This is a genomic window from Shewanella sp. ANA-3, from assembly GCF_000203935.1.
GTDB lineage: Bacteria > Pseudomonadota > Gammaproteobacteria > Enterobacterales > Shewanellaceae > Shewanella.
The window spans coordinates 4,040,565-4,061,155 of record NC_008577.1 but is presented as its reverse complement, the minus strand read 5'-3'; the positions used below and the strand labels follow the sequence as shown (position 1 = coordinate 4,061,155).

22 protein-coding genes are annotated in these 20,591 nt (G+C 48.2%); 15 read left to right on the top strand and 7 right to left on the bottom strand.

Annotation, left to right across the window (positions count from 1 at the left end):
- Positions 1 to 63 precede the first annotated feature (63 nt).
- The 7 genes from SHEWANA3_RS17760 to dbpA all read left to right on the top strand — a co-directional run bounded on the left by SHEWANA3_RS17760 (position 64) and on the right by dbpA (position 5,603).
- Positions 64 to 324, top strand: coding sequence for a hypothetical protein (locus SHEWANA3_RS17760; RefSeq protein ID WP_011718187.1), 261 nt, complete (start codon positions 64 to 66; stop codon positions 322 to 324).
- Between the two features lie 57 nt (positions 325 to 381).
- Complete coding sequence (locus SHEWANA3_RS17755; protein ID WP_011718186.1) at positions 382 to 855, top strand: L,D-transpeptidase family protein; 474 nt, start codon at positions 382 to 384, stop codon at positions 853 to 855.
- 81 nt (positions 856 to 936) lie between these two features.
- Positions 937 to 1,218, top strand: a complete 282-nt coding sequence (locus SHEWANA3_RS17750) for a hypothetical protein (RefSeq protein WP_011718185.1) — start codon at positions 937 to 939, stop codon at positions 1,216 to 1,218.
- Positions 1,219 to 1,305: 87 nt separating this feature from the next.
- Positions 1,306 to 1,659 carry a DUF6547 family protein gene (locus SHEWANA3_RS17745; RefSeq protein WP_011718184.1) on the top strand — a complete coding sequence of 118 codons (354 nt, stop codon included), beginning with the start codon at positions 1,306 to 1,308 and terminating at the stop codon, positions 1,657 to 1,659.
- A 90-nt stretch (positions 1,660 to 1,749) separates the two neighbouring features.
- Positions 1,750 to 2,202, top strand: a complete 453-nt coding sequence (locus tag SHEWANA3_RS17740) for a hypothetical protein (protein ID WP_011717613.1) — start codon at positions 1,750 to 1,752, stop codon at positions 2,200 to 2,202.
- Positions 2,203 to 2,879: 677 nt separating this feature from the next.
- The gene (locus SHEWANA3_RS17735) at positions 2,880 to 3,737 is read left to right on the top strand and encodes a pirin family protein (protein WP_011718182.1); all 858 of its coding nucleotides are present in this window, start codon (positions 2,880 to 2,882) and stop codon (positions 3,735 to 3,737) included.
- Between the two features lie 489 nt (positions 3,738 to 4,226).
- The gene (gene dbpA / locus SHEWANA3_RS17730; RefSeq protein WP_023266948.1) at positions 4,227 to 5,603 is read left to right on the top strand and encodes an ATP-dependent RNA helicase DbpA; all 1,377 of its coding nucleotides are present in this window, start codon (positions 4,227 to 4,229) and stop codon (positions 5,601 to 5,603) included.
- A 63-nt stretch (positions 5,604 to 5,666) separates the two neighbouring features.
- Here the strand turns inward: dbpA and SHEWANA3_RS17725 are convergent, their stop codons facing one another.
- From SHEWANA3_RS17725 to SHEWANA3_RS17705, 5 genes are all read right to left on the bottom strand, one after another.
- Positions 5,667 to 7,943, bottom strand: coding sequence for a TonB-dependent receptor (locus SHEWANA3_RS17725; RefSeq protein ID WP_011718180.1), 2,277 nt, complete (start codon positions 7,941 to 7,943; stop codon positions 5,667 to 5,669).
- Positions 7,944 to 8,000: 57 nt separating this feature from the next.
- A complete protein-coding gene (locus SHEWANA3_RS17720) occupies positions 8,001 to 8,249 on the bottom strand; it encodes a hypothetical protein (protein WP_244096576.1) in 249 nt (82 codons plus the stop codon).
- Positions 8,250 to 8,491: 242 nt separating this feature from the next.
- Entirely contained in the window at positions 8,492 to 9,019 is a 528-nt protein-coding gene (locus SHEWANA3_RS17715) for a CbrC family protein (RefSeq protein WP_011718178.1), read from the bottom strand.
- 175 nt (positions 9,020 to 9,194) lie between these two features.
- Complete coding sequence (locus tag SHEWANA3_RS17710) at positions 9,195 to 9,617, bottom strand: VOC family protein (protein ID WP_011718177.1); 423 nt, start codon at positions 9,615 to 9,617, stop codon at positions 9,195 to 9,197.
- A gap of 180 nt (positions 9,618 to 9,797) precedes the next feature.
- Positions 9,798 to 10,838, bottom strand: a complete 1,041-nt coding sequence (locus SHEWANA3_RS17705) for an NADP(H)-dependent aldo-keto reductase (RefSeq protein ID WP_011718176.1) — start codon at positions 10,836 to 10,838, stop codon at positions 9,798 to 9,800.
- A 465-nt stretch (positions 10,839 to 11,303) separates the two neighbouring features.
- Here SHEWANA3_RS17705 and SHEWANA3_RS17700 point away from each other — a divergent pair, with 465 nt between their 5' ends.
- The 6 genes from SHEWANA3_RS17700 to nqrF are packed head-to-tail and all read left to right on the top strand — an operon-like array spanning position 11,304 to position 17,176.
- On the top strand, positions 11,304 to 12,674 hold the full coding sequence (locus SHEWANA3_RS17700) for a Na(+)-translocating NADH-quinone reductase subunit A (protein ID WP_011718175.1): 1,371 nt from the start codon (positions 11,304 to 11,306) through the stop codon (positions 12,672 to 12,674).
- Positions 12,674 to 13,888, top strand: coding sequence for an NADH:ubiquinone reductase (Na(+)-transporting) subunit B (locus tag SHEWANA3_RS17695; RefSeq protein WP_011718174.1), 1,215 nt, complete (start codon positions 12,674 to 12,676; stop codon positions 13,886 to 13,888). The genes SHEWANA3_RS17700 and SHEWANA3_RS17695 overlap by 1 nt, the downstream gene beginning before the upstream one ends.
- Positions 13,878 to 14,672: a Na(+)-translocating NADH-quinone reductase subunit C gene (locus SHEWANA3_RS17690; RefSeq protein WP_011718173.1), complete on the top strand. Its 795-nt coding sequence runs from the start codon at positions 13,878 to 13,880 to the stop codon at positions 14,670 to 14,672. Before SHEWANA3_RS17695 ends, SHEWANA3_RS17690 begins: the two co-directional genes overlap by 11 nt.
- Positions 14,669 to 15,289, top strand: coding sequence for an NADH:ubiquinone reductase (Na(+)-transporting) subunit D (locus tag SHEWANA3_RS17685; protein ID WP_011621547.1), 621 nt, complete (start codon positions 14,669 to 14,671; stop codon positions 15,287 to 15,289). Before SHEWANA3_RS17690 ends, SHEWANA3_RS17685 begins: the two co-directional genes overlap by 4 nt.
- A gap of 9 nt (positions 15,290 to 15,298) precedes the next feature.
- A complete protein-coding gene (gene nqrE / locus SHEWANA3_RS17680) occupies positions 15,299 to 15,907 on the top strand; it encodes an NADH:ubiquinone reductase (Na(+)-transporting) subunit E (protein WP_011621548.1) in 609 nt (202 codons plus the stop codon).
- A 51-nt stretch (positions 15,908 to 15,958) separates the two neighbouring features.
- Positions 15,959 to 17,176: an NADH:ubiquinone reductase (Na(+)-transporting) subunit F gene (gene nqrF, locus SHEWANA3_RS17675; RefSeq protein ID WP_011718172.1), complete on the top strand. Its 1,218-nt coding sequence runs from the start codon at positions 15,959 to 15,961 to the stop codon at positions 17,174 to 17,176.
- A gap of 97 nt (positions 17,177 to 17,273) precedes the next feature.
- Here the strand turns inward: nqrF and SHEWANA3_RS23815 are convergent, their stop codons facing one another.
- Together SHEWANA3_RS23815 and SHEWANA3_RS17665 are read right to left on the bottom strand one after the other, a co-directional pair.
- Positions 17,274 to 17,489 carry an ankyrin repeat domain-containing protein gene (locus SHEWANA3_RS23815; RefSeq protein ID WP_244096575.1) on the bottom strand — a complete coding sequence of 72 codons (216 nt, stop codon included), beginning with the start codon at positions 17,487 to 17,489 and terminating at the stop codon, positions 17,274 to 17,276.
- Positions 17,490 to 17,633: 144 nt separating this feature from the next.
- A complete protein-coding gene (locus SHEWANA3_RS17665) occupies positions 17,634 to 18,197 on the bottom strand; it encodes a hypothetical protein (protein WP_011718171.1) in 564 nt (187 codons plus the stop codon).
- A gap of 588 nt (positions 18,198 to 18,785) precedes the next feature.
- Between SHEWANA3_RS17665 and SHEWANA3_RS17660 the strand changes: the two genes are divergently transcribed.
- Both SHEWANA3_RS17660 and SHEWANA3_RS17655 read left to right on the top strand, forming a co-directional pair.
- Positions 18,786 to 19,103: a hypothetical protein gene (locus SHEWANA3_RS17660; RefSeq protein ID WP_011718170.1), complete on the top strand. Its 318-nt coding sequence runs from the start codon at positions 18,786 to 18,788 to the stop codon at positions 19,101 to 19,103.
- A 120-nt stretch (positions 19,104 to 19,223) separates the two neighbouring features.
- Complete coding sequence (locus SHEWANA3_RS17655) at positions 19,224 to 20,417, top strand: serine hydrolase domain-containing protein (RefSeq protein ID WP_011718169.1); 1,194 nt, start codon at positions 19,224 to 19,226, stop codon at positions 20,415 to 20,417.
- Positions 20,418 to 20,591 lie beyond the last annotated feature (174 nt).

The window sequence follows — 20,591 nt, the reverse complement described above, 5'->3', positions numbered from 1 at the left end:
CTGGTCCAATGAGGTAAACGCGCATGCGCACGAATAAAATGTTAGAGCTCACAGGAAGGTTCAATGCACATCGATCAAACAGCGAAGAACTACTTGCTTGATTTAGGCAATATTCTTAGCGAGTACGCAGTTGAGGCCAAGGTAGATGCGCTGGCAAAATCAGAGACTCAAGGCCATGATTTTGCACAAGGCTATCTTATGGGCTTACATCGTGTGATTACGCTCATGCAACAACAGGCAGAGGCGTTCAGTCTGTCACTTGCGGACGTCGGTCTAGCAAAGATCGACGAGGATTTCTTCTTTGATAATCGGCGTGAGCTCTAACAATTCATTCAAGCCGACGCCGCTTCGCGGTGCGGCTTAATTCAGGCGTTACATGCTATGAGAAAAATAGTCATTCTATCCATGATGATCTCAAATCTTGCTTTCGCAGAGGTAGATCTCGTTAAAGTGGATAAATCGGAGAGCAAGATGTACTTGCTTGATGGTGAGCAGGTCATAAAAGAATATCATGTGGCCTTTGGTGCTAACCCAAAAGGCCATAAGCAAAAAGAAGGTGATGAGAAAACACCCGAAGGATCATACACTTTAGATTATAAGAAGGAAGATTCATCCTTTTATAGGGCAATGCATATTAATTATCCAAATGCTCAAGATGAGGCCAATGCGAAGAAGTTAGGTGTTTCTCCCGGTGGCTTTATCATGGTTCATGGGCAGCGTAACAAGCTGGGCTGGCTTTCGTTTATTACTCAGCGTTTTAATTGGACAAACGGTTGCATTGCTTTAACCAATTCAGAAATGGATGAATTCATGGAATTAGTAAATGTCGGCACCAAAATTGAAATTCAGTGGTAGGCATGTAACAAGCACAGGCAGCAGGACTCGCCTGGCGGCTCGCCTCTGCTGTGAGCGTTATATGCACAAGGAGTACAAGCATTGTTCAATAAATTAATTCCAGTTTCGCTGATAGTTTTGTTATCAGCTTGTGGTGCAACTCAACCACCACCTTATCAAAAAGATAGAAACCCCGTAGATAGAGATCAATATAACGGTGTAGAAGGCATGGCTCAGTTTCAAAAGGATCAGAGTTACTTAGCTAGTAAAGAGCTATCTGATAAATGTAAAAAAGCTAAAATTGACTTAGCAATTGCAGAAACAGAAAAAAATGCTAGTGAAATTAAAAAGCAAAATGCATTAATTAGTAATACGTGCATATAACCATCGCCATCAAAACGCCGCTTCGCGGCTCGACTCGCAACAAGTTGCTCGCGTTTGTGGCGGGCGTTATAACCCTTAAGGAAAGTCATGAGCAGGGATGTAGAAGAGTACAAGTCATTCGTTGACGCGTTGGTTGGCATCAAAAGCGCTGCGGCGGCCCAATGGGTTACGGGTAAAGGTTTCCCGGATGTTCCGGGCAACGAGCACATCAACCAGTTCCTTGCCTCTTTAACTCCTCAGCAAAAAGAAATCTTGGCCTCAATGATCCAAGGCGCCAAGGAGTCTGGCATCCACGACACCTTGGCCTATCTCAACGAGCAAATGGTTTTCGGGCACATCGAAATCACCCAAAATGGCGTTAAGCTACCGGTTGAGCCTTTCGATACAGAGCTTCATTTTGACTGGGTAGCAAGAAGCGAGGGCGATGAATGGCCAGAGTAATGGGTTATAACAAAGCCTTCAAAATCGTTCGCTTTGCTCACTGGGACCTCCAAACTGCTGCGCAGTTTTCCGGCCCCTTAACGCGGCGTTATGCCTAATACGCCCATGACACTTGCCGACCTTAAATCAAGTATTGATACCGAGCGCGACTGTGGCTATGTACGGCTGTTCGAAGTCCATTCCTCAGCCCCAGAAAACGAGGTCAATTGGCTACCTAACCAGTTGGCAGTTCATGCATTGAATTCTTCAATGCATTTGCATCAAATCACAGAAGCAGAGGCTAAGGAACTGTTTTGCTATCTGCTGACGCATGACATGGCTCACGGAATCGATTTGATGCAAGTGCAAAAAGCGGAGTCATTTTGGAATGCAATTATGGCTCGGTTAAGTGAGCCCGCATGCTTCTTTACCAACACAAAAGACATGCACAAAAATAACTGGGCTGGCTCTTATGATCCGGCAACGAATTCAACGTTTGATAGCTGCTTAGTGTTTAAAGAAAAACAGAAAGCACTAATTATGGTCATAGAAGATGAAGATTAGGCATCACCTTTCGGTCAACGTGACAGCCCAAAGCTGCTTCGCAGCTCCGGCAGCACGTTACCTCCAACGTTAACCCATAGAGATTTTTATCCGAAAATGACGAGTTAGAGTTAATAACCTAACTCATTTTTGTCCATTTGCTTTTTACGTACATATCGCAAATGGGTAGTTAAAATTGGCATTGGGGCACCAGTGACCGTTGGCGACAGGGCTCTCATTCACATCTGACCCATAGGGATATGGGAAATGCCACTATGATGTTGGGAACATCATTGGCCATGTGATCGCTGCATTAGTACATCCTGTACCGCAGATGTCGCCGTCGAGCCTATAGGGACACTTTTTGTGAAAGAATAGGACGGCGTGTCACTGGGGAGATAATGGCAATTACTTTTACATTTTCGACCAACAGTACTCCGCCTTTTTCAAGACTATTTTCATTCATTTGCTCTCTCTAAAAGTAAGTTTTTGAAGAATTAAGTTTGGCCAATATATATTTTGCTCTAACACCAACCATTCTACTTTATCGAAAAATCTAAGCGTGATTTCGCGTTATTCTTTTGCAAATTTCCTTGTTATTCTGCCTCCATCAGCATTGCCACTGTTTGACTCAGTCACTTCCAGTCCAAGTGATCGTGAGTACAAAGGGCTAATGCCTTACGAGTTAGGAGCATAAAATGAAAGTCTTAGGTCAGTTTTCTGCTAAACCTGCGATGGATGGCGACGGGGTGAACATTCGTCGTGTGGCGGATTTTGTCACCACCCATTTTGATCCATTTTTGATGATGGATGAGATTAAATCCGATGATAAACAGGATTTTATCGGTGGCTTTCCGCCGCATCCGCACCGTGGGATGGAGACCTTTACTTACATCCGTAAGGGCGGGTTTGAGCATCGTGATCAGATGGGTAACGTCAAAGCGATTCGTGCAGGCGATGTGCAGTGGATGAGCACGGGTTACGGCGTGGTGCATTCTGAAATGCCGCTGGCCGATGCGCTTAATGGTCTGCATGGCTTCCAAATTTGGGTCAATATGCCTGCCAAGGACAAACTGCGCCCCGCGACTTATCAGGATACGGCTTCAATCCCTAGCGTTGAAACCACGAACGACACGGGCGCCACCCTTAAAGCCTTGGCGGGGGATTGGGGATTTGCGGGTAAGAGTACAATCAGTGCCACCATCCAAGGATTAGCGGGCGAGGCGGCGATTGCCGACTTGATGATTAACGCCAATGGTGATGCGCAGCTGGATTTATCTAAGCATGAGTTTGCCGCCCTCTATCTTTACCAAGGTGGCTTGAGTAAGGGCGAAGGCTCACAGTGGTCATTCAATCAGGGCGAGTTTTTAGTGCTCGATAGCCAAACGCCATTGCAGCTCAAGGCCGATGAACGCGGTGCGGGCATGCTTCTGTTTGTGGGTAAACCGATCCGCGAAAAAATCGTTCAAATGGGGCCGTTTGTGATGAACACCCAAGCGGAAATTCAGCAGGCGATTCGCGATTATCAAGAGGGCCGCTTTGGCAGCATTGCTTAAGGCTTCCTTGCTTTAAAGCTTGACTCCTCGCTTGAAAAACACCGCTAGTACAAAGCTTGTTTTTCCGTAAGTCACAGCCACTAAGCCCTGCAAACGCAGGGCTTTTTGTTAGTGCACTTCTTATTAATGACTCTCTTAAAAGCAGGCAACAAAGCCTGCTTTGGTGGTTAAGCGAAAGACTTCAGGAAAAGGGCGCGCTTTATTGCTACAATAGCCGAGCTTTGGGATGGTGCGGATAAGACTGAGCACGGCAAGTTGCCGACTTAGACTGATTGCGCAAATGGCATGGCTATTTAAAGGGCTAAGTTAAAGGCTTAGTTAACTTAACCGCCAGACATAAAAGCCTAAACAAATGGCTAAACGCCCCGAAGCGATAAGCGTATTTAATCAGTAACACTATGCAATTTCAGTGACTTGCCTGAGTTTATGCCAGCGCGGGTTACCCACCACAGGATATTCGCCTTGAGCAATTCAGACACTCAGCCTTCAATGGCTTTCTCAACTCTTAAGCTAAAACCCGAACTGCTTGAGAACCTTACCACTATGGGCTATCACGAAATGACGCCGATTCAGGCGCAGAGTCTGCCAGCCATTTTAGCGGGCGAGGATGTGATTGGTCAGGGCAAGACGGGTTCGGGTAAAACGGCGGCCTTCGGTTTAGGTCTGCTGAACAAGTTAGATGTGAAGCGTTTTCGCATTCAAACCTTAGTGCTGTGTCCAACCCGCGAACTGGCCGACCAAGTGGCGCAGGAGATCCGCACACTGGCACGTGGTATCCACAACGTAAAAGTGCTTACCCTCTGTGGCGGCGTGCCCATGGGGCCGCAAATTGGTTCGCTCGAGCATGGCGCCCACATTATCGTTGGTACGCCGGGGCGGATTGTCGATCACTTAGAGCGTAACCGTTTAGACCTAAGTAACCTGAATATGCTCGTGCTAGACGAAGCCGACCGTATGCTGGAAATGGGCTTTCAGCCACAGCTCGATGCGATTATCGAGCAGTCGCCACGCGAGCGCCAAACCCTGCTGTTTAGTGCGACCTTCCCCGAGCAAATTCAGTCGATTGCTAAGCAAATTATGTACGACCCAGTGATGGTGAAAGTGGCCGTGACCCACGAAAAGAGCACCATCGAGCAGCATTTCTACCACTTGGATGACGACAAGGCGCGCATGCAGGCGCTGCAATTATTGCTGCTGGATCGTAAGCCCGAGAGCGCCGTGGTGTTTTGTAATACCAAGCGCGAAACCCAAAAAGTGGCCGATGAACTAAGTGATGCTGGCTTTAGCGTTATCGCCCTACATGGGGATTTAGAGCAGCGCGACCGGGATGAAACCCTGCTGCAATTTGCCAACAAGAGTGCCTGTGTGTTGGTGGCAACTGATGTGGCCGCCCGTGGCCTCGATATCGACGCGCTGGACGCGGTGTTTAACTACCACGTGGCTTACGATACCGAAGTGCATATTCACCGTATTGGCCGTACCGGCCGTGCGGGCAGTAAGGGCGCGGCTTTTACCTTCTTTGACGATCAAGATGGCTACAAAATTGCGTTATTAGAAGAGTACTTAGAGCGCGATATTCAGAGCGAAGCCTTACCATCATTAAGTTTGCTGGGCACAGCGCCCAATGCACCAACCATGATCACCCTGCAAATCGATGGCGGTAAAAAAGAGAAGCTTCGCCCCGGTGATATCCTCGGGGCCCTCACTGGGGAGAATGGCATCGAAGGCTCGCAGGTCGGCAAAATCCTTGTGACCGACTACCGCGCCTATGTGGCGGTGAATCGCAAAGTCGCTAAAAAGGCACTGAGCAAAATCACCAGCGGCCGCATTAAAGGTAAGTCCTACCGCGCGTGGTTAATGAAATAACCCGCAGTTAAGTGAATAAAAAGCGAAGCCAAATGGCTTCGCTTTTTGGTTTATGGCCTAGGGTTAGAAGTTATAGGTGACTCCCAGCATCAGGTTTCGCCCCATTAACGGCGCATAATCCTTGAGTAGGGAAGTATGGGGACGGGCCTCCTGATTAAGCAGGTTGGTGCCTTTGAGATAAACCAAAATATCGCCGCTTGAGGTATACCAGCGATAAGTGGCGGCCGCATTCACTAGGGCATAGCCTGCGGTTTCAGTCTCATTGTCGGCGGTGTCGGTTTGGCGGGCATAGCCTATGGCGCCTAACTCTGCGTGCCACTGCTGCAGATCGAAGTTTAATGTCGAGCCGACACGCATCGGCGATATTTGCGGTAAGTTACCGCCATCGACGAGTTTGCCGCGGGTGTAGTCGCTAAAGAGCCCGAGTGACCAGAGATCATTAAATGGAATCGTTGCCTGCGCCTCGATGGAATAAAGATCCGCATCGCCTTGAGTATATTGATAAACCGGCATATCGCCTTCTTCATCGCTGTTGACCAGATCAGAGGCAACCAGTCCAGTATTGCGCTCATAGTAGAAGTTGTTGACTCGGTTATAGGCGAGGCTGAGTGAACCAGTCCATGCGCCGTCCAGCTTGCGCAGCGTGAGGTCGATATTGTTGGCGATTTCCTTATCGTTACTGCCGCTGTTGGCGACGATTTGGCCATTCTCTAGGCTAAATTGCGACCCTAGCTCAAAGCTTTGAGTGGCATCGTGTGGCCCGTAGCTGTAAAGCTCTTCGGCGGTGGCCGAGCGTTCGGCGCGGGTGAGTGACAGCCCTAGGTTGTATGATGGACTAAAGTCCCACACCACGCCCGCAGACAGCGTCACATTATTATCAGTTAAATCATTAGGTTGATACTCTTGTTCGCCATTAAGCGTGTCGAGCTGCATGCTATCGGGCGTGAGGCGGTAATGCTCTAGGCGACCGCCGAGTTCAAAGCGAAAATCCCCAAGCTTACGTTCTTGCACGATAAAAGCAGCGAGAGTGTCCGTTTTACTGTCGGGGGTCAGGGCTTCGTCGCCTTCCACCGCAAAGTCACGGTGCACCGCATGCAGCCCTAGGGTGCCTTGCCATTCGCCCCAAGGATGATTGTTCAGGCTTAAACGTGCTTCGCTCTGCTTGTTAAAAAAGGTGGTGCCAGCAACGCCATCTTCTTCCTCGGCGTGTTGATAATCGCTATAGGCTGCGTCGAATTTTAACTTACTAAAACCAGCAAAGGGGTCGAGTAGCCCGCTATGCAACTGCCAAGCGGTTTTTTGTAAGTCGATGCTGATATTGGGTGCATCGGCTTCCCCACGACTGGGGATGCCGTAGTTGGATTCGGTGCGCGCGCCGGAGACGCTAACAAAACCCGAATCCCCTGTATAGCCAACGCCTGCGGCGTAATCATCGAGTTTGAGTTGGCTATTGGCTAAGGTGCCGTGGGTGGTCGGCATATCGGCAATGGCATTACCGGGAATGTCGACATCCTCGGTTTTTCTGTGGGTGCCATCCAGATGCCAGTTGAACTGGCCATTACCGCCGTTGAGTTCGCCATTGTAGGTTTGGCCATGATTGGCACTGTCGTAGCGAGCGCCAAAGTGCCCTGTCACTTCATCGATTGGGGTTTCGCTGTAGCGGCTATCGACCACATTGACGACACCGCCGATGGCGCCATTGCCATAGAGTAGGGTGCCTGGACCGCGAAGAATTTCAATCTGCTGCGCCGAGGCTGCCTCGGAGGTCACGGCATGGTCCGCCGATACAGTGGAGGCATCGCCAACCGACAGGCCATTTTCAAGCACTTGTACTCTGGGGCCGCCCATGCCGCGGATAATCGGCCGACTGGCGCCCGCACCAAAGTGAGAGGCCTGTACGCCGGGGAGTTTTTCTAAGGTGTCGCCCAAGGTGGGTTCGGTGTTGAGTTTGAGTTGATCCTCGGTCAATACGCTGATGGGCGTAGTGCTTTCGAGGGCCGAGCGGGCGAGGGGCGATGCGGTTACCACAATATTTTCCATCGGGGTTTGGCTCAGCGTCACATCTTGAATGAGCAAACCTGTCTTTGAGCTAATCTCTTGATCGCTATGTTTAAAATTCGCATGACTCACGTGTAGGTGCAGGTGACTATTATCGGCAATCTTGAGTTGATACTGGCCTTGGGCATTCGTGGTCGTGCTGTTACCGCCGTCAACACTGACGCGGGCATTGGCGAGCGCGTTACCTTGTTGATCAGTGACTTGGCCTTGAAGCTCTGCGGCCATAGCCGATGAACATACGCTCGCGACCGCAAGCGCTATTGAAGATAGTGCAAGTTTCATTGTGCCTTTCCTTGTAGATAAGCAAAAAATTAATTTTTAAGTTTTTGAATTTGCTTTCTAAAAGGGAGGGGCGCGCGCATCAACATGGCGGATGTGGGCTAAGCTGGGGGGGTGATAGGCGGCGGTGGCGCGATGATCGGCATGTTGCAAATCCAGCGGTAGCACAGGTATAGACGCCGGACTTGCACTGGTATCGTGGCCAAAATCGCAGACAATACAATGGGTGTGTTCATGTTCCAGACTGTGTTCGGTGTAATGGGTCAGCGCAAAGCACTGGGTAACCAGTAGCCATACACTGAGCAGCAACCAAGGCCACTTTTTATGAGTCCGAAATTGATGATAAGCCATTATTGTTATTGGTTAAGGTTCAGCCGTTAGTCTTATCGGGAAGCGCATATCCCTGTTGAAATGAGCTAAAGCATGCGCCTGCGTCAGGCAACCTGAGTCGCTGATGCAGGCCAATTCGCTTTAGCCTTATCTAATCCACAAACTGACCTTAATTGATTTACATTGACCGAGTCTAGTTAACTTTTAGTTATAAAACTGGTTCAGTGGCAATCTAAGGTAAAAATCGCTTGCTGGCAGTGGCGACACTGAAATTTGTAAATGGCCGGGTTGCCACCCTTTTGGTAGCTAGATAAGAGTTTTTGCCATAGGGCATGGTTGGGTAAGTATTCGGCTAAAAAGTCTTCCAATGCTTCGCCCTGCAAGGCTTGTAAATCGGCGAGTTCGGCATCGCCATGAAACTCGCAGGCATCATTACAGTGGGATTGCCAGACTTCCTGTTGCCAGGAGACATACCCCGGTGTTCTTTCCGCCACTTCCTTCACTATGGCGATATCCAGCCCCGCGTCGAGCAGTGGGTAATCATCGACAAAATGGCCATTAAATTTGTCTGCGGCGCTACCATCGGCAACGCACCAAGGGCATATTGCTTCAACATTGTCCCTGCAATACATTCCTGAGCTGCAGATAAATCCCCGTGCTTGGCCGCAGCATTCGCAGGTCGCATCGCTTGAGATCACGGCGCCAGTATCGAGGGGATGAGGGTGATAGGTAAACTGAGGGAAATCCATTTCAACTCCTAAGTGAAGAATAACGCGATTAAATAGCCAAGCGATTATCATCAAGTTGCGTGGTTAATTCAATTGGTTATTCAATGAGATAAGCACTTAGCTGCTACTCGTAGCGTCACTTAGTTAACGCTAATTCTGTTTTTTTACTTGGCTATCGGCTCAGTCTTTTGCACTGTTATTGGCATCTTTTGGCCATGGGATGATTAGGGTTCAATTGCAGTAAATCCCAACGGTTGCCATAGAGGTCCTCGAACACGGCAACGGTGCCGTAATCCTGCTCCTGCGGCTCACGAATAAAGCGGGTCCCAATAGACTGCATATGGTGATAATCGCGCCAAAAATCATCGGTATTTAAGAACAGAAACACACGGCCGCCGGCTTGATTACCGATAAAGGGTTCTTGCTCCGGCTTAGAAGCCTTGGCTAACAATAAGGCGGTACCACTGGAGTTGGGTGGAGCGACCACGACCCAACGTTTATCTTGCTCGGGTTGATAGCTGTCTTCAATCAACTCGAATTTGAGTTTATTGACATAAAAATCAATCGCCTCATCGTAATCTCTTACGACGAGTGCAATATGGACAATGGCCTGTTTCATCTGGATTTCTCGACTTTTGCTGTCTTATAGACCGCTATTGTAATGGCTATCGCTGCGGTTAGGGTACTGCTGTGATGGACAATCAATCTGTGACTCAAGTGAGTGGCACTTTGGCCACTCACTTTAGAGGCTTGTTTAAAAACTCAATTTAACAGCTCATTGTTAGCGCTCTTTTAAGAGCTAAGGGCAGGGCAATCTAAATTGATCTGAGAGTGCATTGAGACGGCTGAGTAACTCGGGGGAGAGGCTGACCTTTAAGCTGTCGATATTCTCTTTCAGCTGGTATAAGTCCGTGGCGCCAATGATATTTGAGCCAACAAATTTACGTGAGTTAACAAAGGCTAACGCCATTTGCGCGGGGGAGAGATTAAACTCGCGGGCTAAGTCTACATAAGCTGCGGTGGCATCGAGCGCCATTTGCGAACCCGTGTAACGGGCGAAGCGTTTAAACAGGGTTAAGCGCGCGCCTTCTGGCCATTGGTTATTGCAATATTTACCGCTTAAGGCACCAAAGGCCAAGGGCGAGTAAGCCAGCAGTGGCAACTCTTCGCGATGGCTGATTTCACTCATGCCCACTTCAAAGCTGCGGTTGAGCAGGTTATAGGGGTTTTGCACAGTCACAATGCGCGGCAGGCCGTGTTTTTCCGCCAGTTGCAGATACTTCATTAGTCCCCAAGGGGTTTCGTTCGATACGCCGATATAGCGCACTTTACCTTGGCGAATCACTTCGGCGAGGGCTTCGAGGGTCTCGAGGATTGGCGTTTGCTGCTCAATCTCTTGTTCGTCGTAAAATAATTCCCCGAAGAAGTTGGTATTGCGGTCTGGCCAATGCACTTGGTAGAGATCGATAGTATCGATTTGCAGGCGTTCGAGTGAAGCATCGACCGCTTGATGGATATTGTTCCAGTCCAGCGCCATATTTTTGCGAATATAGTCACTCTTGCCGCCGGGTGCGGCAATCTTAGTGGCGATCACTAGGTCATCACGGTTGCCACGGGCCTTAATGTATTGGCCCAAAATGCGCTCGGTTTCCCCTTGGGTTTCTGGCTTTGGCGGCACAGGGTACATTTCCGCAGTGTCAATAAAGTTGATGCCACTGCCGATGGCGTAGTCTAGCTGTGCGAAGGCTTCGGCTTGGGTATTTTGTTCACCCCAAGTCATAGTGCCTAAACAGATTTTGCTCACCTCGAGATTAGAATGCGGTATGCGTCTGTATTCCATCTATTTCTCCTACGGAAACTATCTTAGTCCGAGGCTATCAAGCTTTTGCTGTAAAGCAAAGGTTAATAGGGCGTCAAACATTTTACTGCAGTAAAAATAACCAATGCCTAAAAGCCGGGCGTTGCAGCAGGATTGCGGAGCGCGCAGATTGGATTGCACATGAATTCATCACTGACTCAAGGTTTTGAACCTTTGTGTTAATTCTGGGCTGAAAGGGGAGATTTTTGTCAGTTTTTATCTAGTTAAGTCAAAACTAAATCAGAAATGCAGGAATTATGAATTATTTGTTATAAAACTACATTTGCAACTTTAGGCTGTAATCGATGTGAATCTATGTCACAAAATGGCGCGAATTTACGTATATTACTTACGAAATTGCGGCGGAATGTGACGCCAATATCGGATTATCTGTTAACAAACATCTACCCTAAATTTATCTAAAAATTTTCATGGTTGATATTTGTGATGGCAGATTTTTCAAACCAAGTTATAACGATCAAAAAAGGCCTCGACTTGCCGATTTCGGGTGAGCCTCGGCAGATCATCGAACCCGGTAACAGGCCATCCCAAGTGGCTCTGTTGGGTGAGGAGTATGTTGGCTTAAAACCGACGATGTTGGTGGAAGTCGGCGATAAGGTCAAAAAAGGCCAACCTTTGTTTGAAGATAAAAAAACAAAGGGCGTGCTATTTACCGCTCCCGCCAGTGGTGAGATTGTTGCGATTCACCGTGGTGAACGTCGGGTGTTGCAATCAGTGGTGATCCGCTGCAATGGCTTAGACGCCGATGAGCAGATCCGTTTCGATATCCACACCGATTTACAGGCTCTATCTGCGGATGTGGTTAAAGCGCAACTGGTTAAGAGCGGCCTGTGGACGGCGCTGCGTACCCGTCCTTTCTCCCGCGTTCCCGCACTAGATAGCAAACCCGCAGGTATTTTTGTCACGGCAATGGATACCAATCCACTCGCCGCCGATCCTCGTTTGATTATTGCCGAGCAGCGCGATGCCTTTAAGGCGGGCTTAGCGGTACTGAGTCATTTAACCGAGGGCAAGGTTTACCTCTGCCAAGACAAAGGCGAAGCCTTAGTTGGCGCCGATTTACCTAAGGTTGAAGTGCGCCGTTTTACTGGGGTACATCCTGCCGGATTAGCCGGGACTCACATTCACTTTACCTTACCCGTCAGCATTGAGCGTCAGGTGTGGCATATCGGCTATCAAGACGTTATCGCCTACGGCAAGCTGTTCCAAACCGGTGAACTCTATACCGACCGCGTGGTGGCGCTGGGTGGCCCGAGCGTGCTTAACCCGCGTTTACTGCGCACTCAGTTAGGGGCAGAGCTGAGCGCCTTAGTGGCCGACGAAGTTAAACCTGGTAACAACCGTGTGGTATCAGGCTCAGTGTTATCAGGCCATACCGCGAGGGGCGTGCATGACTTTTTAGGTCGCTTCCACAACCAAGTATCTGTGCTCGCCGAAGATGTGCAGCACCAAGTATTGCCTTGGGTCCGTGGCGGTTCGGACAAGTTCTCTATCACCCGTGCGGTAACTTCCCGTTTATTTGGCCTGACCAAGTCCTTCGAATTTACTACGCATCAAGGCGGCTCTCACCGCGCCATGATGGCCTTTGGTCAGCTCGATCGCGTTATGCCATTAGATATTTTACCCACTCTGCTAGTGCGTGACTTAGTGGTACGAGATACCGACGAGGCGCAGGCCTTAGGCGCATTGGAGTTAGATGAAGAAGATTTAGCCCTGTGTACCTTTGTGTGCCCCGGCAAGTATGACTTCGGTAAAGAGTTACGTGCCTGTCTAGATGTTATCGAGAGGGAAGGTTAATGACGACACAACCTAAAAAACCTGATTTACAGGACGACTATTACGCCACGGGTAAATCGATGAAGGGCTTTGTGCGCTCATTGGTGATCGCCAGTGGTCGCAGCACTAAGGGACAAGTACACGTACGTGACGCCATTGACGTAAAACGTACCATGACCTTAGTGGGCCTTTGTTTATTACCCGCCATTTTATTTGGCTTATATAACGTAGGCTTACAGGCACAGCTCGCACTAGCAAGCGGCTTAACGACGCCAGAAACCTGGAAACTCGCACTGTTTAACGCCGTAAGCGGTGGTTTAAGTGTCGAGACGGGCGTGATTGGCCTGTTCCTCTACGGCTTAAGTTTTTATTTGCCGATTTACTTAACGGCCTTGCTGACCAGCCTGTTCTGGGAAGTGGCGTTTGCTAAGGTGCGTCGCCAAGAATTGCACGAAGGCTTCTTCGTCACTGCCTTGTTATTTACGCTGATTTTACCTGTTTCGATTCCACTCTGGTTGGTGGTGATGGGGATTAGCTTTGGGGTGGTGATTGCCAAAGAGCTGTTTGGTGGCATGGGATACAACTTCCTTAACCCCGCATTAGCTGGTTTGGCGTTTATCTATTTTGCCTATCCTTCTGAAGTATCAACCGTTAAGCAACTGGTTGCTGTAGATGGCTTTTCAGGCGCGACTGCGTTAGCGCAAGCCGCAGCCGGTAAGCTGCAATTTGCCGATTACGCTTGGTACAGCGCCTTTAGCGATCCTAACTGGTGGAATAATTTCTTCGGCTTTACCGTGGGCGCGATTGGTGAAACCAGCACGCTCGCCGTGTTGCTCGGTGGGCTATTACTGCTTATCACCCGTTTAGCCGATTGGCGCATTGTGGTGGGTGTGATGCTGGGTATGGTAGCGACTGCGACGCTGTTTAATCTGATTGGTTCAAGCACTAACCAGATGATGGCAATGCCTTGGACATGGCACTTAGTCACGGGCGGCTTTGCTATCGCTATGATGTTTATGGCGACCGATCCGGTAACGACCTCTTACACCCGCCAAGGCAAGTTTGCCTACGGCGCCTTGATTGGTTTTATGACCATCCTTATCCGTGTGGCTAACCCCAAAATGCCAGAAGGCGTGATGTTAGCCATCCTGTTCGCCAACCTGTGGGCGCCGCTGTTCGATTATCTGGTGGCCCGTGCCAACATCAAACGGAGAGTAAAACGTCATGGTATTTAAGAAAGATACTGTGGTGGGGACCATGATCTTCACCATCACGCTCTGCCTTTTGTGCTCCTTTATGATCACCGGCACCGCAGGCGTATTGAAAGAGCGTAAGCTCGCAAAAAAACGCGATGAGTTACAACGTTATGTGTTGATGGCGGCCGATGTGAATATTGGCCAAGGCAATGAGTTTAGAGATATTTTTGCTAAATCCGTTAAGCCATTATTGATTAATCTCGACACAGGCAAAGTGGACTCTGATGCCAATGTACTCGACTTTGACGAGCGCATGGCGGCGATTAACCCAGAAACCTCAAGCGCCCCTAAAAAGGATATCGCCAAAATCAAGACCCGCGCCAACGATGCCCGTGTGTTTAAGGTGTTCGATGATAGCGGCAAGTTATCCAGCGTGGTCGTGCCTTTCTATGGTAAAGGACTGTGGTCGATGATCTACGGTTACGTGGCCGTTGAGCCTGACTTTAACACCATTAAAGGCATGGTGGTTTACGAGCACGGTGAAACCCCTGGTATCGGTGACTTTGTGACTGACCCACATTGGTTATCCCTGTGGAAGGGTAAACAACTCTTTGATGAAAAAGGCAAGTTTGCGATGCGCCTCGTGAAAGGCGGCGCCAAAGAGGGCGATGTGCACGGTGTTGATGCTGTGAGTGGCGCGACTATGACTGGCCGTGGCGTGCAGCGCGCAATGGAGTTTTGGTTTGGCGTCGAGGGTTTCCAAACCTTCTTCAACCAATTAAAAGCATCGGCTGATCAAGGTGAGTTGGGAGGTGCAAAATGAGCAACAGTTTATCCATGCGGGACATGCTAGCAGGCCCTGTATTTGCCAATAACCCAGTGGCGATGCAAGTGCTGGGCGTATGTTCGGCGCTGGCGGTGAGTAACTCCATGCAGACGGCCGTGGTGATGACACTGGCGGTGACCTTCGTACTGGTGTTCTCTAACCTTATTATCTCTGCCATTCGCAACTTTATCCCTAACAGTGTGCGGATTATTGCCCAGATGACGGTCATTGCCTCCTTGGTGATTATCGTCGACATGGTGTTGCAGGATGTGGCTTACGAGCTATCTAAGCAACTATCTGTATTCGTTGGGTTAATCATCACTAACTGTATCATCATGGGCCGCGCAGAAGCCTTTGCGATGAAGTATCCACCTCACTTAGCCGTGGTCGATGCCGTGGGTAATGCGGCGGGTTATGGCCTAGTGCTGATCAGTGTGGCCTTTGTGCGTGAGCTGTTAGGCACGGGCAATCTGTTTGGTCATAGCGTGTTGACTACGGTTGAAAACGGCGGCTGGTACTTACCCAATGAGATGTTTAAGTTGCCCCCAAGCGCCTTCTTCCTGATTGGCCTGCTGATCTGGACCATTAACGTGATCCAGCGTAAACGGGGTTAAGGAGCGAATATGGAACACTATATTAATCTGTTTTTACAGGCCACATTCTTAGATAACATGGCGCTGTCGTTCTTCCTCGGTATGTGTACCTTCTTAGCCGTGTCTAAAAAGGTGTCGACCGCCTTCGGCTTAGGCGTTGCGGTTATCGTGGTGATGACCTTAGCCGTGCCCTTAAACCAACTGATCTATGTGAAGGTGTTAGCACCGGGCGCATTGGCATGGGCGGGCATGCCTGGCATCGACTTAAGTTACCTGCAACTGATCACCTTTATCGGTGTGATTGCGGCCTTAGTGCAAATCCTTGAAATGTTTTTAGATAAATACATTCCAAGCCTGTATGACTCCCTTGGGATCTTCCTGCCACTGCTCACCGTAAACTGTGCAATTTTTGCCGGGGTGATCTTTATGGCTAACCGTGATTACAACTTTGCCGAATCGGCGGTGTTTGCCATGGGTTCGGGCACGGGTTGGGCGCTGGCGATCGTGATGCTGGCAGGCCTGCGTGAGCGGATGAAGTTTCATGCGATTCCTGAAGGCTTACAGGGGATTGGTATCACCTTTATTACCACAGGGTTGATGGCACTTGGCTTTATGTCTTTCTCGGGGATCTCGCTGTAACACGTGGCTGAGAAAGTGAAACCGCATTCTGTTTAGAAAAAGGGTTATCGAATGGAAATGGCAATAGGCATAGGCATGTTCACCTTAGTGGTGTGCCTACTGGTGATAGTAATCCTTATCGCCAAAAAGAAATTAGTGACTACTGGTGAGATCACTATCGGGATTAACGACGATGCCGAGAAAAGCATTAAAGTTGCCGCGGGCGACAAACTGCTTGGCGCCTTAGCGAGCAAGAATATTTTTATTCCCTCGGCCTGTGGCGGCGGCGGTACTTGCGGCCAGTGCCGGGTGAAAGTCAAATCGGGCGGTGGTGATATTCTGCCAACAGAACAAGGGCATATCACTAAAAAAGAAGCCAAAGAAGGTTGTCGTCTCGCCTGCCAAGTGGCGGTGAAAACCGATATGGAACTTGAGCTAGAGGAAGAAATCTTTGGCGTGAAGAAGTGGCAATGTGAGGTGATCTCAAACGATAACAAGGCCACTTTTATCAAAGAGTTACTGCTAAAACTGCCCGAAGGTGAAGACGTACACTTTAAGGCGGGTGGTTATATCCAAATTGAAGCGCCAGCCCATGTGGTGAAGTATGCCGATTTTGATATTCCGGCTAAGTACCGCGACGATTGGGAAAAATACGGCCTGTTCGACTTAGTCTCCACCGTCAATGAAGACGTGCTGCGCGCCTATTCAATGGCGAACTATCCCGATGAAAAGGGTCGCATTATGCTTAACGTGCGGATTGCGACGCCACCTTCAGCCAATGTGCCACCGGGTAAGATGTCTTCTTACATCTTTAACCTCAAGGCGGGGGATAAGGTGACCATTTCTGGCCCATTCGGTGAGTTCTTTGTGAAGGATACCGATGCGGAAATGGTATTTATCGGCGGTGGTGCGGGCATGGCACCGATGCGCTCACATATTTTCGATCAGCTAAAGAGTAAAAAGACCAAGCGTAAGATGAGCTTCTGGTACGGTGCCCGTTCGACCCGTGAGGTGTTTTACCAACAAGATTTCGATGCATTAGCGGCTGAAAATGACAACTTTGTCTGGCATGTGGCGCTGTCGGAGCCGCTACCTGAGGATAACTGGACGGGTTACACAGGCTTTATCCATAATGTGATTTACGAAAATTACCTTAAACATCATAAGGCACCTGAGGATTGCGAGTACTACATGTGCGGTCCTCCAATCATGAACTCCTCGGTGATCCGTATGCTCGAAAGCCTAGGGGTTGAGCCTGAAAATATCCTGCTCGATGACTTTGGTGATTAAGCGATAAGTGGAATAGAAAATCGCGTTAGGCAGGGCTAGTACAGCTGAGCCTAACGCGATTTTTGTTTATCTGGCTTTTAGCTTTAGGCTTTGATATCTAGCTAAAGGATTTACCGCCATGGCGGCTTAAATAGCTCACCATACGCTGACTCTCGGCGGTATAGCATCCCATGCGAAACTCTCCTTGCCAGTAAGCAATATCGAGCGGACGATACCCCAGCGCATTTGGATGATTCACGTTGGCCCCTGCATCCACAAGTAGTTTGAGCAGTTCAAAAGACTGTAGCTCACAGGCATGCAACAGTGCCGTCATCCCATTCTAGTCAACGCCTTCAAGATCAGCGCCATTGGCAATAATGCGCTTAACCGCAAGTGTATCCTTGGCTTTAACTGCATGGATAAGTTCAGTGCTCATAGGGATATTTAGCCTGATCCTGTGAAGCAAATTTAAAGGAGATCAATCAGAAATGCCCAAGTGAATAAATACAACTCCTTTCCTGCCCTCGATAGCAAAATCAACCCATTCCATCTCGTACCATTCATCCGTTATCAATGAAACAGCTAAAACCCTTTTGACCTCTAGCAGTGCATCAAGTTGATCACTTATCTGTTTGATAAATTCGTCTCTAAAGCTTTTTATGGACATTGAAAAGGCGTTATCGACATCCTTAAGAGAAGCAAAAGCTGAGCCGCAACCGCCCTGCGTTATGGGTAGGAGATAGGAAAAAAGCCAATCATGAAGTGCTGCATTGATCTCACTACGCCATTCTATGACTTCACTAAAGCTAACCGTGGCATCCTTATAAAAACCCTTAAGATAATTTTCCGTTGCAATCTCTAATGGTTTTGATGCATCAATTTTAATGATTTCAAATGTATAGCCGTGATTCGCTTTATTGTTTACATAGGATAGCCCCGTGAGTATCCCGTTTAACTTACCCAATTTATAGTCAAAGTTATCCATTTCAGTTACTACACGCCTTAGCCATTGAAAACGGCAACCAATAATTCTATCTGCCATTTTAAATCAACAAGATAATCTGCTTTCGGCTTCCCCTCAAGCGAATAGTGATTGCTCTAAAGATAGCTGCTGAGTGGCAGCCAAGGTTTATAAATGGGTTTGTCTTTAAAACTCAACCCATACTCTCATTGCTAATTCCAAATGCTCGACCGTGACATCTACTGCATACGGAAATGGAAATGCCGTGATCACCTGGATATGAAAGAGCGGCCATGTTACGAACGGTCGAGGTTATTCATAATTCTGTGTCAGGTTAACTTGAACATGGCTCAATTTTGTTTTTTCGTCGCAAAATTTACCAATGGGTGTCTCAATAAACTCCTTTTGTGCTTAATCCTGCTAACCACTGCGTATCCTGCTAGCTTGAATATGCCTCAAATTTGTCTTCTCGTTGCAAAATTTAACAATGGGTGTCTCAATAGATTTATTACTTGAACCTCAGTCAAAAGATTTAACCTTAGTCAATTCAGCTCAAGTTTCTTTAGTTTACGAACGGAATTTCGTAAGTTGAGTCGTCTTATCTAAGTACTTATGCCTATAGGTATTATTTAATCATGGATGCAACCGTTTGTAGGATAGGAGGTTCGTTTGAAAAGGCTAGCCATAGCATTACTTATCAGTTTCTCCCTTAGTGCATGTTCTTCACTCAATGAAGTTAAATTAGACGCTCAATCGGCACCCAGTTATATCGGCGAAAAAGTCAAAGTCACCACCGTATCGGGTAAACAGGTGGAATTTACCGTCGAAAGAGTGACTGATCAGCAGATTGAGGGAGAGGGAAAAGAAGTCAAAATTGAAGAGATACAGACCTTGGAGGTTGAAGAGTTTAGCCCACTAAAATCGATATCACTCACTGCGGGTTTATATATGTTGGGTGCGGTAATTATTGCCGTTGTGGTTTTATAACGAATTATCAATTGCTTCCTAACTGGCACTCCAAACCTCAAGTCACACTTAAGGTGTGCCTGTGATAAGCTGGCCGCTTTCTAATCAGACAGTATTTGCTAATTAAGTTAAGGATAACCCATGCGTTTGAGTGTTATCGGCTCCCTGCTATCGGGGTTGTTATTACTCCCAAGTGCCAATAGTGTTGGTGAGTCGTTTGAGGCTGCGATTGCGTCGGAAAGCGCGCAAGGCGGTCAGTCAGTTAAGCTTGAAAGCCAATTGCCATCCTCGGAATCTAAGCTCGGGGAGATTAAGAGCTTAATCCAAGCGGCGATAATGGATTCGCCGCAGCCATTTAGTGGTAGCGTTATTCTGCTTGCAGAGGGGAAACCACTGCTTGAATTACAAAAGGGCGAAGGTATTAGTCAAGATTCGCGCTTTGTGATGGCATCGCTCTCTAAACAAATTACCGCAACGCTAGTGTTGCAGGCACTCGATGCAGGGAAACTCGATTTAAATCAAACGCTAAATCATTACCTTTTTGGCGATCTTGACGCGGAATCTAAGGCGCTAAAAGCCATTGATGCGAACGCCAATGCGGGGGCTTTGAATCCCAACCGTTATGATGAACGCATTACTTTGCACCAACTGCTGAACCATACATCGGGTGTCGATAAACTGGGTAAGCCCAATCGGTTCGTTCCTGGTAACCAGTTTGAATATTCCAATTTAGGTTATTCACTGCTTGGACAAGTGCTTGAGAAGGTGAATCATCAATCCTTTACCGAGCAGGTGGTACAATTTGCTGCGCGATACCAACTTAATGCCCTAAGTGCTGAGCTTGGCAGTATTGAGGCGATTCATGCCAAAGTGCCTAGCTTGGCGGTGGGATTGCAGGAAGGCGAAGTGATTGCCCCTTCTGAGCTGGTGATTGATGAAGCGTTATTGCCCGCAGGGGGATTGATTGCCTCGCCAGCCACTTATGCCGCCTTTCAGCAGCAATTACATACTGGTAAGTTGTTAAGCCCTGAGAGTTATCAACGGATGACCACTGACTATATCGAGCTACCATTTTTATGGCCGAATATGCGCTACGGTTATGGGATAAGGATCAATAAGGACAATGACTTAGTCGAATATAGTCATACGGGTTATGTCTCGGGTTATATGTCGATGACGCTGCATTATCCCGAATATAATCTGGACTTAGTCATGCTGGAAAATCTCTCCTTAAACCTTAACGACCGTAACCGGGTATTTGAACTGCATAATCAGATACGTCAAATCATTCGTAGTCAGTTGCTGCTGACTACATTATCTCTGCATAAGGTATAAGTTTGTCACTGTGTCGACTTAATAGCCGTGAAGTTGGCGGGAGTACCGCCAACGCTTTGTTGACTCTGATGTAACCGCTAACGCTATGACTTCGAAAGAATAAGGCTCCACGATTTGTTAATTGGAGCCTTATTCTGGTTTCTTTCGTTGGATGGGTCGCTTTGTATTACCAAA

Excerpts from the sequence above, each read along its gene's own strand:
- SHEWANA3_RS17760 (WP_011718187.1), top strand. The coding sequence starts at position 64 with ATGCACATCGATCAAACAGCGAAGAACTACTTGCTTGATTTAGGCAAT.
- SHEWANA3_RS17755 (WP_011718186.1), top strand. The coding sequence starts at position 382 with ATGAGAAAAATAGTCATTCTATCCATGATGATCTCAAATCTTGCTTTC.
- SHEWANA3_RS17745 (WP_011718184.1), top strand. The coding sequence starts at position 1,306 with ATGAGCAGGGATGTAGAAGAGTACAAGTCATTCGTTGACGCGTTGGTT.
- SHEWANA3_RS17740 (WP_011717613.1), top strand. The coding sequence starts at position 1,750 with ATGCCTAATACGCCCATGACACTTGCCGACCTTAAATCAAGTATTGAT.
- SHEWANA3_RS17735 (WP_011718182.1), top strand. The coding sequence starts at position 2,880 with ATGAAAGTCTTAGGTCAGTTTTCTGCTAAACCTGCGATGGATGGCGAC.
- dbpA (WP_023266948.1), top strand. The coding sequence starts at position 4,227 with ATGGCTTTCTCAACTCTTAAGCTAAAACCCGAACTGCTTGAGAACCTT.
- SHEWANA3_RS17725 (WP_011718180.1), bottom strand. The coding sequence starts at position 7,943 with ATGAAACTTGCACTATCTTCAATAGCGCTTGCGGTCGCGAGCGTATGT.
- SHEWANA3_RS17715 (WP_011718178.1), bottom strand. The coding sequence starts at position 9,019 with ATGGATTTCCCTCAGTTTACCTATCACCCTCATCCCCTCGATACTGGC.
- SHEWANA3_RS17710 (WP_011718177.1), bottom strand. The coding sequence starts at position 9,617 with ATGAAACAGGCCATTGTCCATATTGCACTCGTCGTAAGAGATTACGAT.
- SHEWANA3_RS17705 (WP_011718176.1), bottom strand. The coding sequence starts at position 10,838 with ATGGAATACAGACGCATACCGCATTCTAATCTCGAGGTGAGCAAAATC.
- SHEWANA3_RS17700 (WP_011718175.1), top strand. The coding sequence starts at position 11,304 with ATGGCAGATTTTTCAAACCAAGTTATAACGATCAAAAAAGGCCTCGAC.
- SHEWANA3_RS17695 (WP_011718174.1), top strand. The coding sequence starts at position 12,674 with ATGACGACACAACCTAAAAAACCTGATTTACAGGACGACTATTACGCC.
- SHEWANA3_RS17690 (WP_011718173.1), top strand. The coding sequence starts at position 13,878 with ATGGTATTTAAGAAAGATACTGTGGTGGGGACCATGATCTTCACCATC.
- SHEWANA3_RS17685 (WP_011621547.1), top strand. The coding sequence starts at position 14,669 with ATGAGCAACAGTTTATCCATGCGGGACATGCTAGCAGGCCCTGTATTT.
- nqrE (WP_011621548.1), top strand. The coding sequence starts at position 15,299 with ATGGAACACTATATTAATCTGTTTTTACAGGCCACATTCTTAGATAAC.
- nqrF (WP_011718172.1), top strand. The coding sequence starts at position 15,959 with ATGGAAATGGCAATAGGCATAGGCATGTTCACCTTAGTGGTGTGCCTA.
- SHEWANA3_RS23815 (WP_244096575.1), bottom strand. The coding sequence starts at position 17,489 with ATGACGGCACTGTTGCATGCCTGTGAGCTACAGTCTTTTGAACTGCTC.
- SHEWANA3_RS17665 (WP_011718171.1), bottom strand. The coding sequence starts at position 18,197 with ATGGCAGATAGAATTATTGGTTGCCGTTTTCAATGGCTAAGGCGTGTA.
- SHEWANA3_RS17655 (WP_011718169.1), top strand. The coding sequence starts at position 19,224 with ATGCGTTTGAGTGTTATCGGCTCCCTGCTATCGGGGTTGTTATTACTC.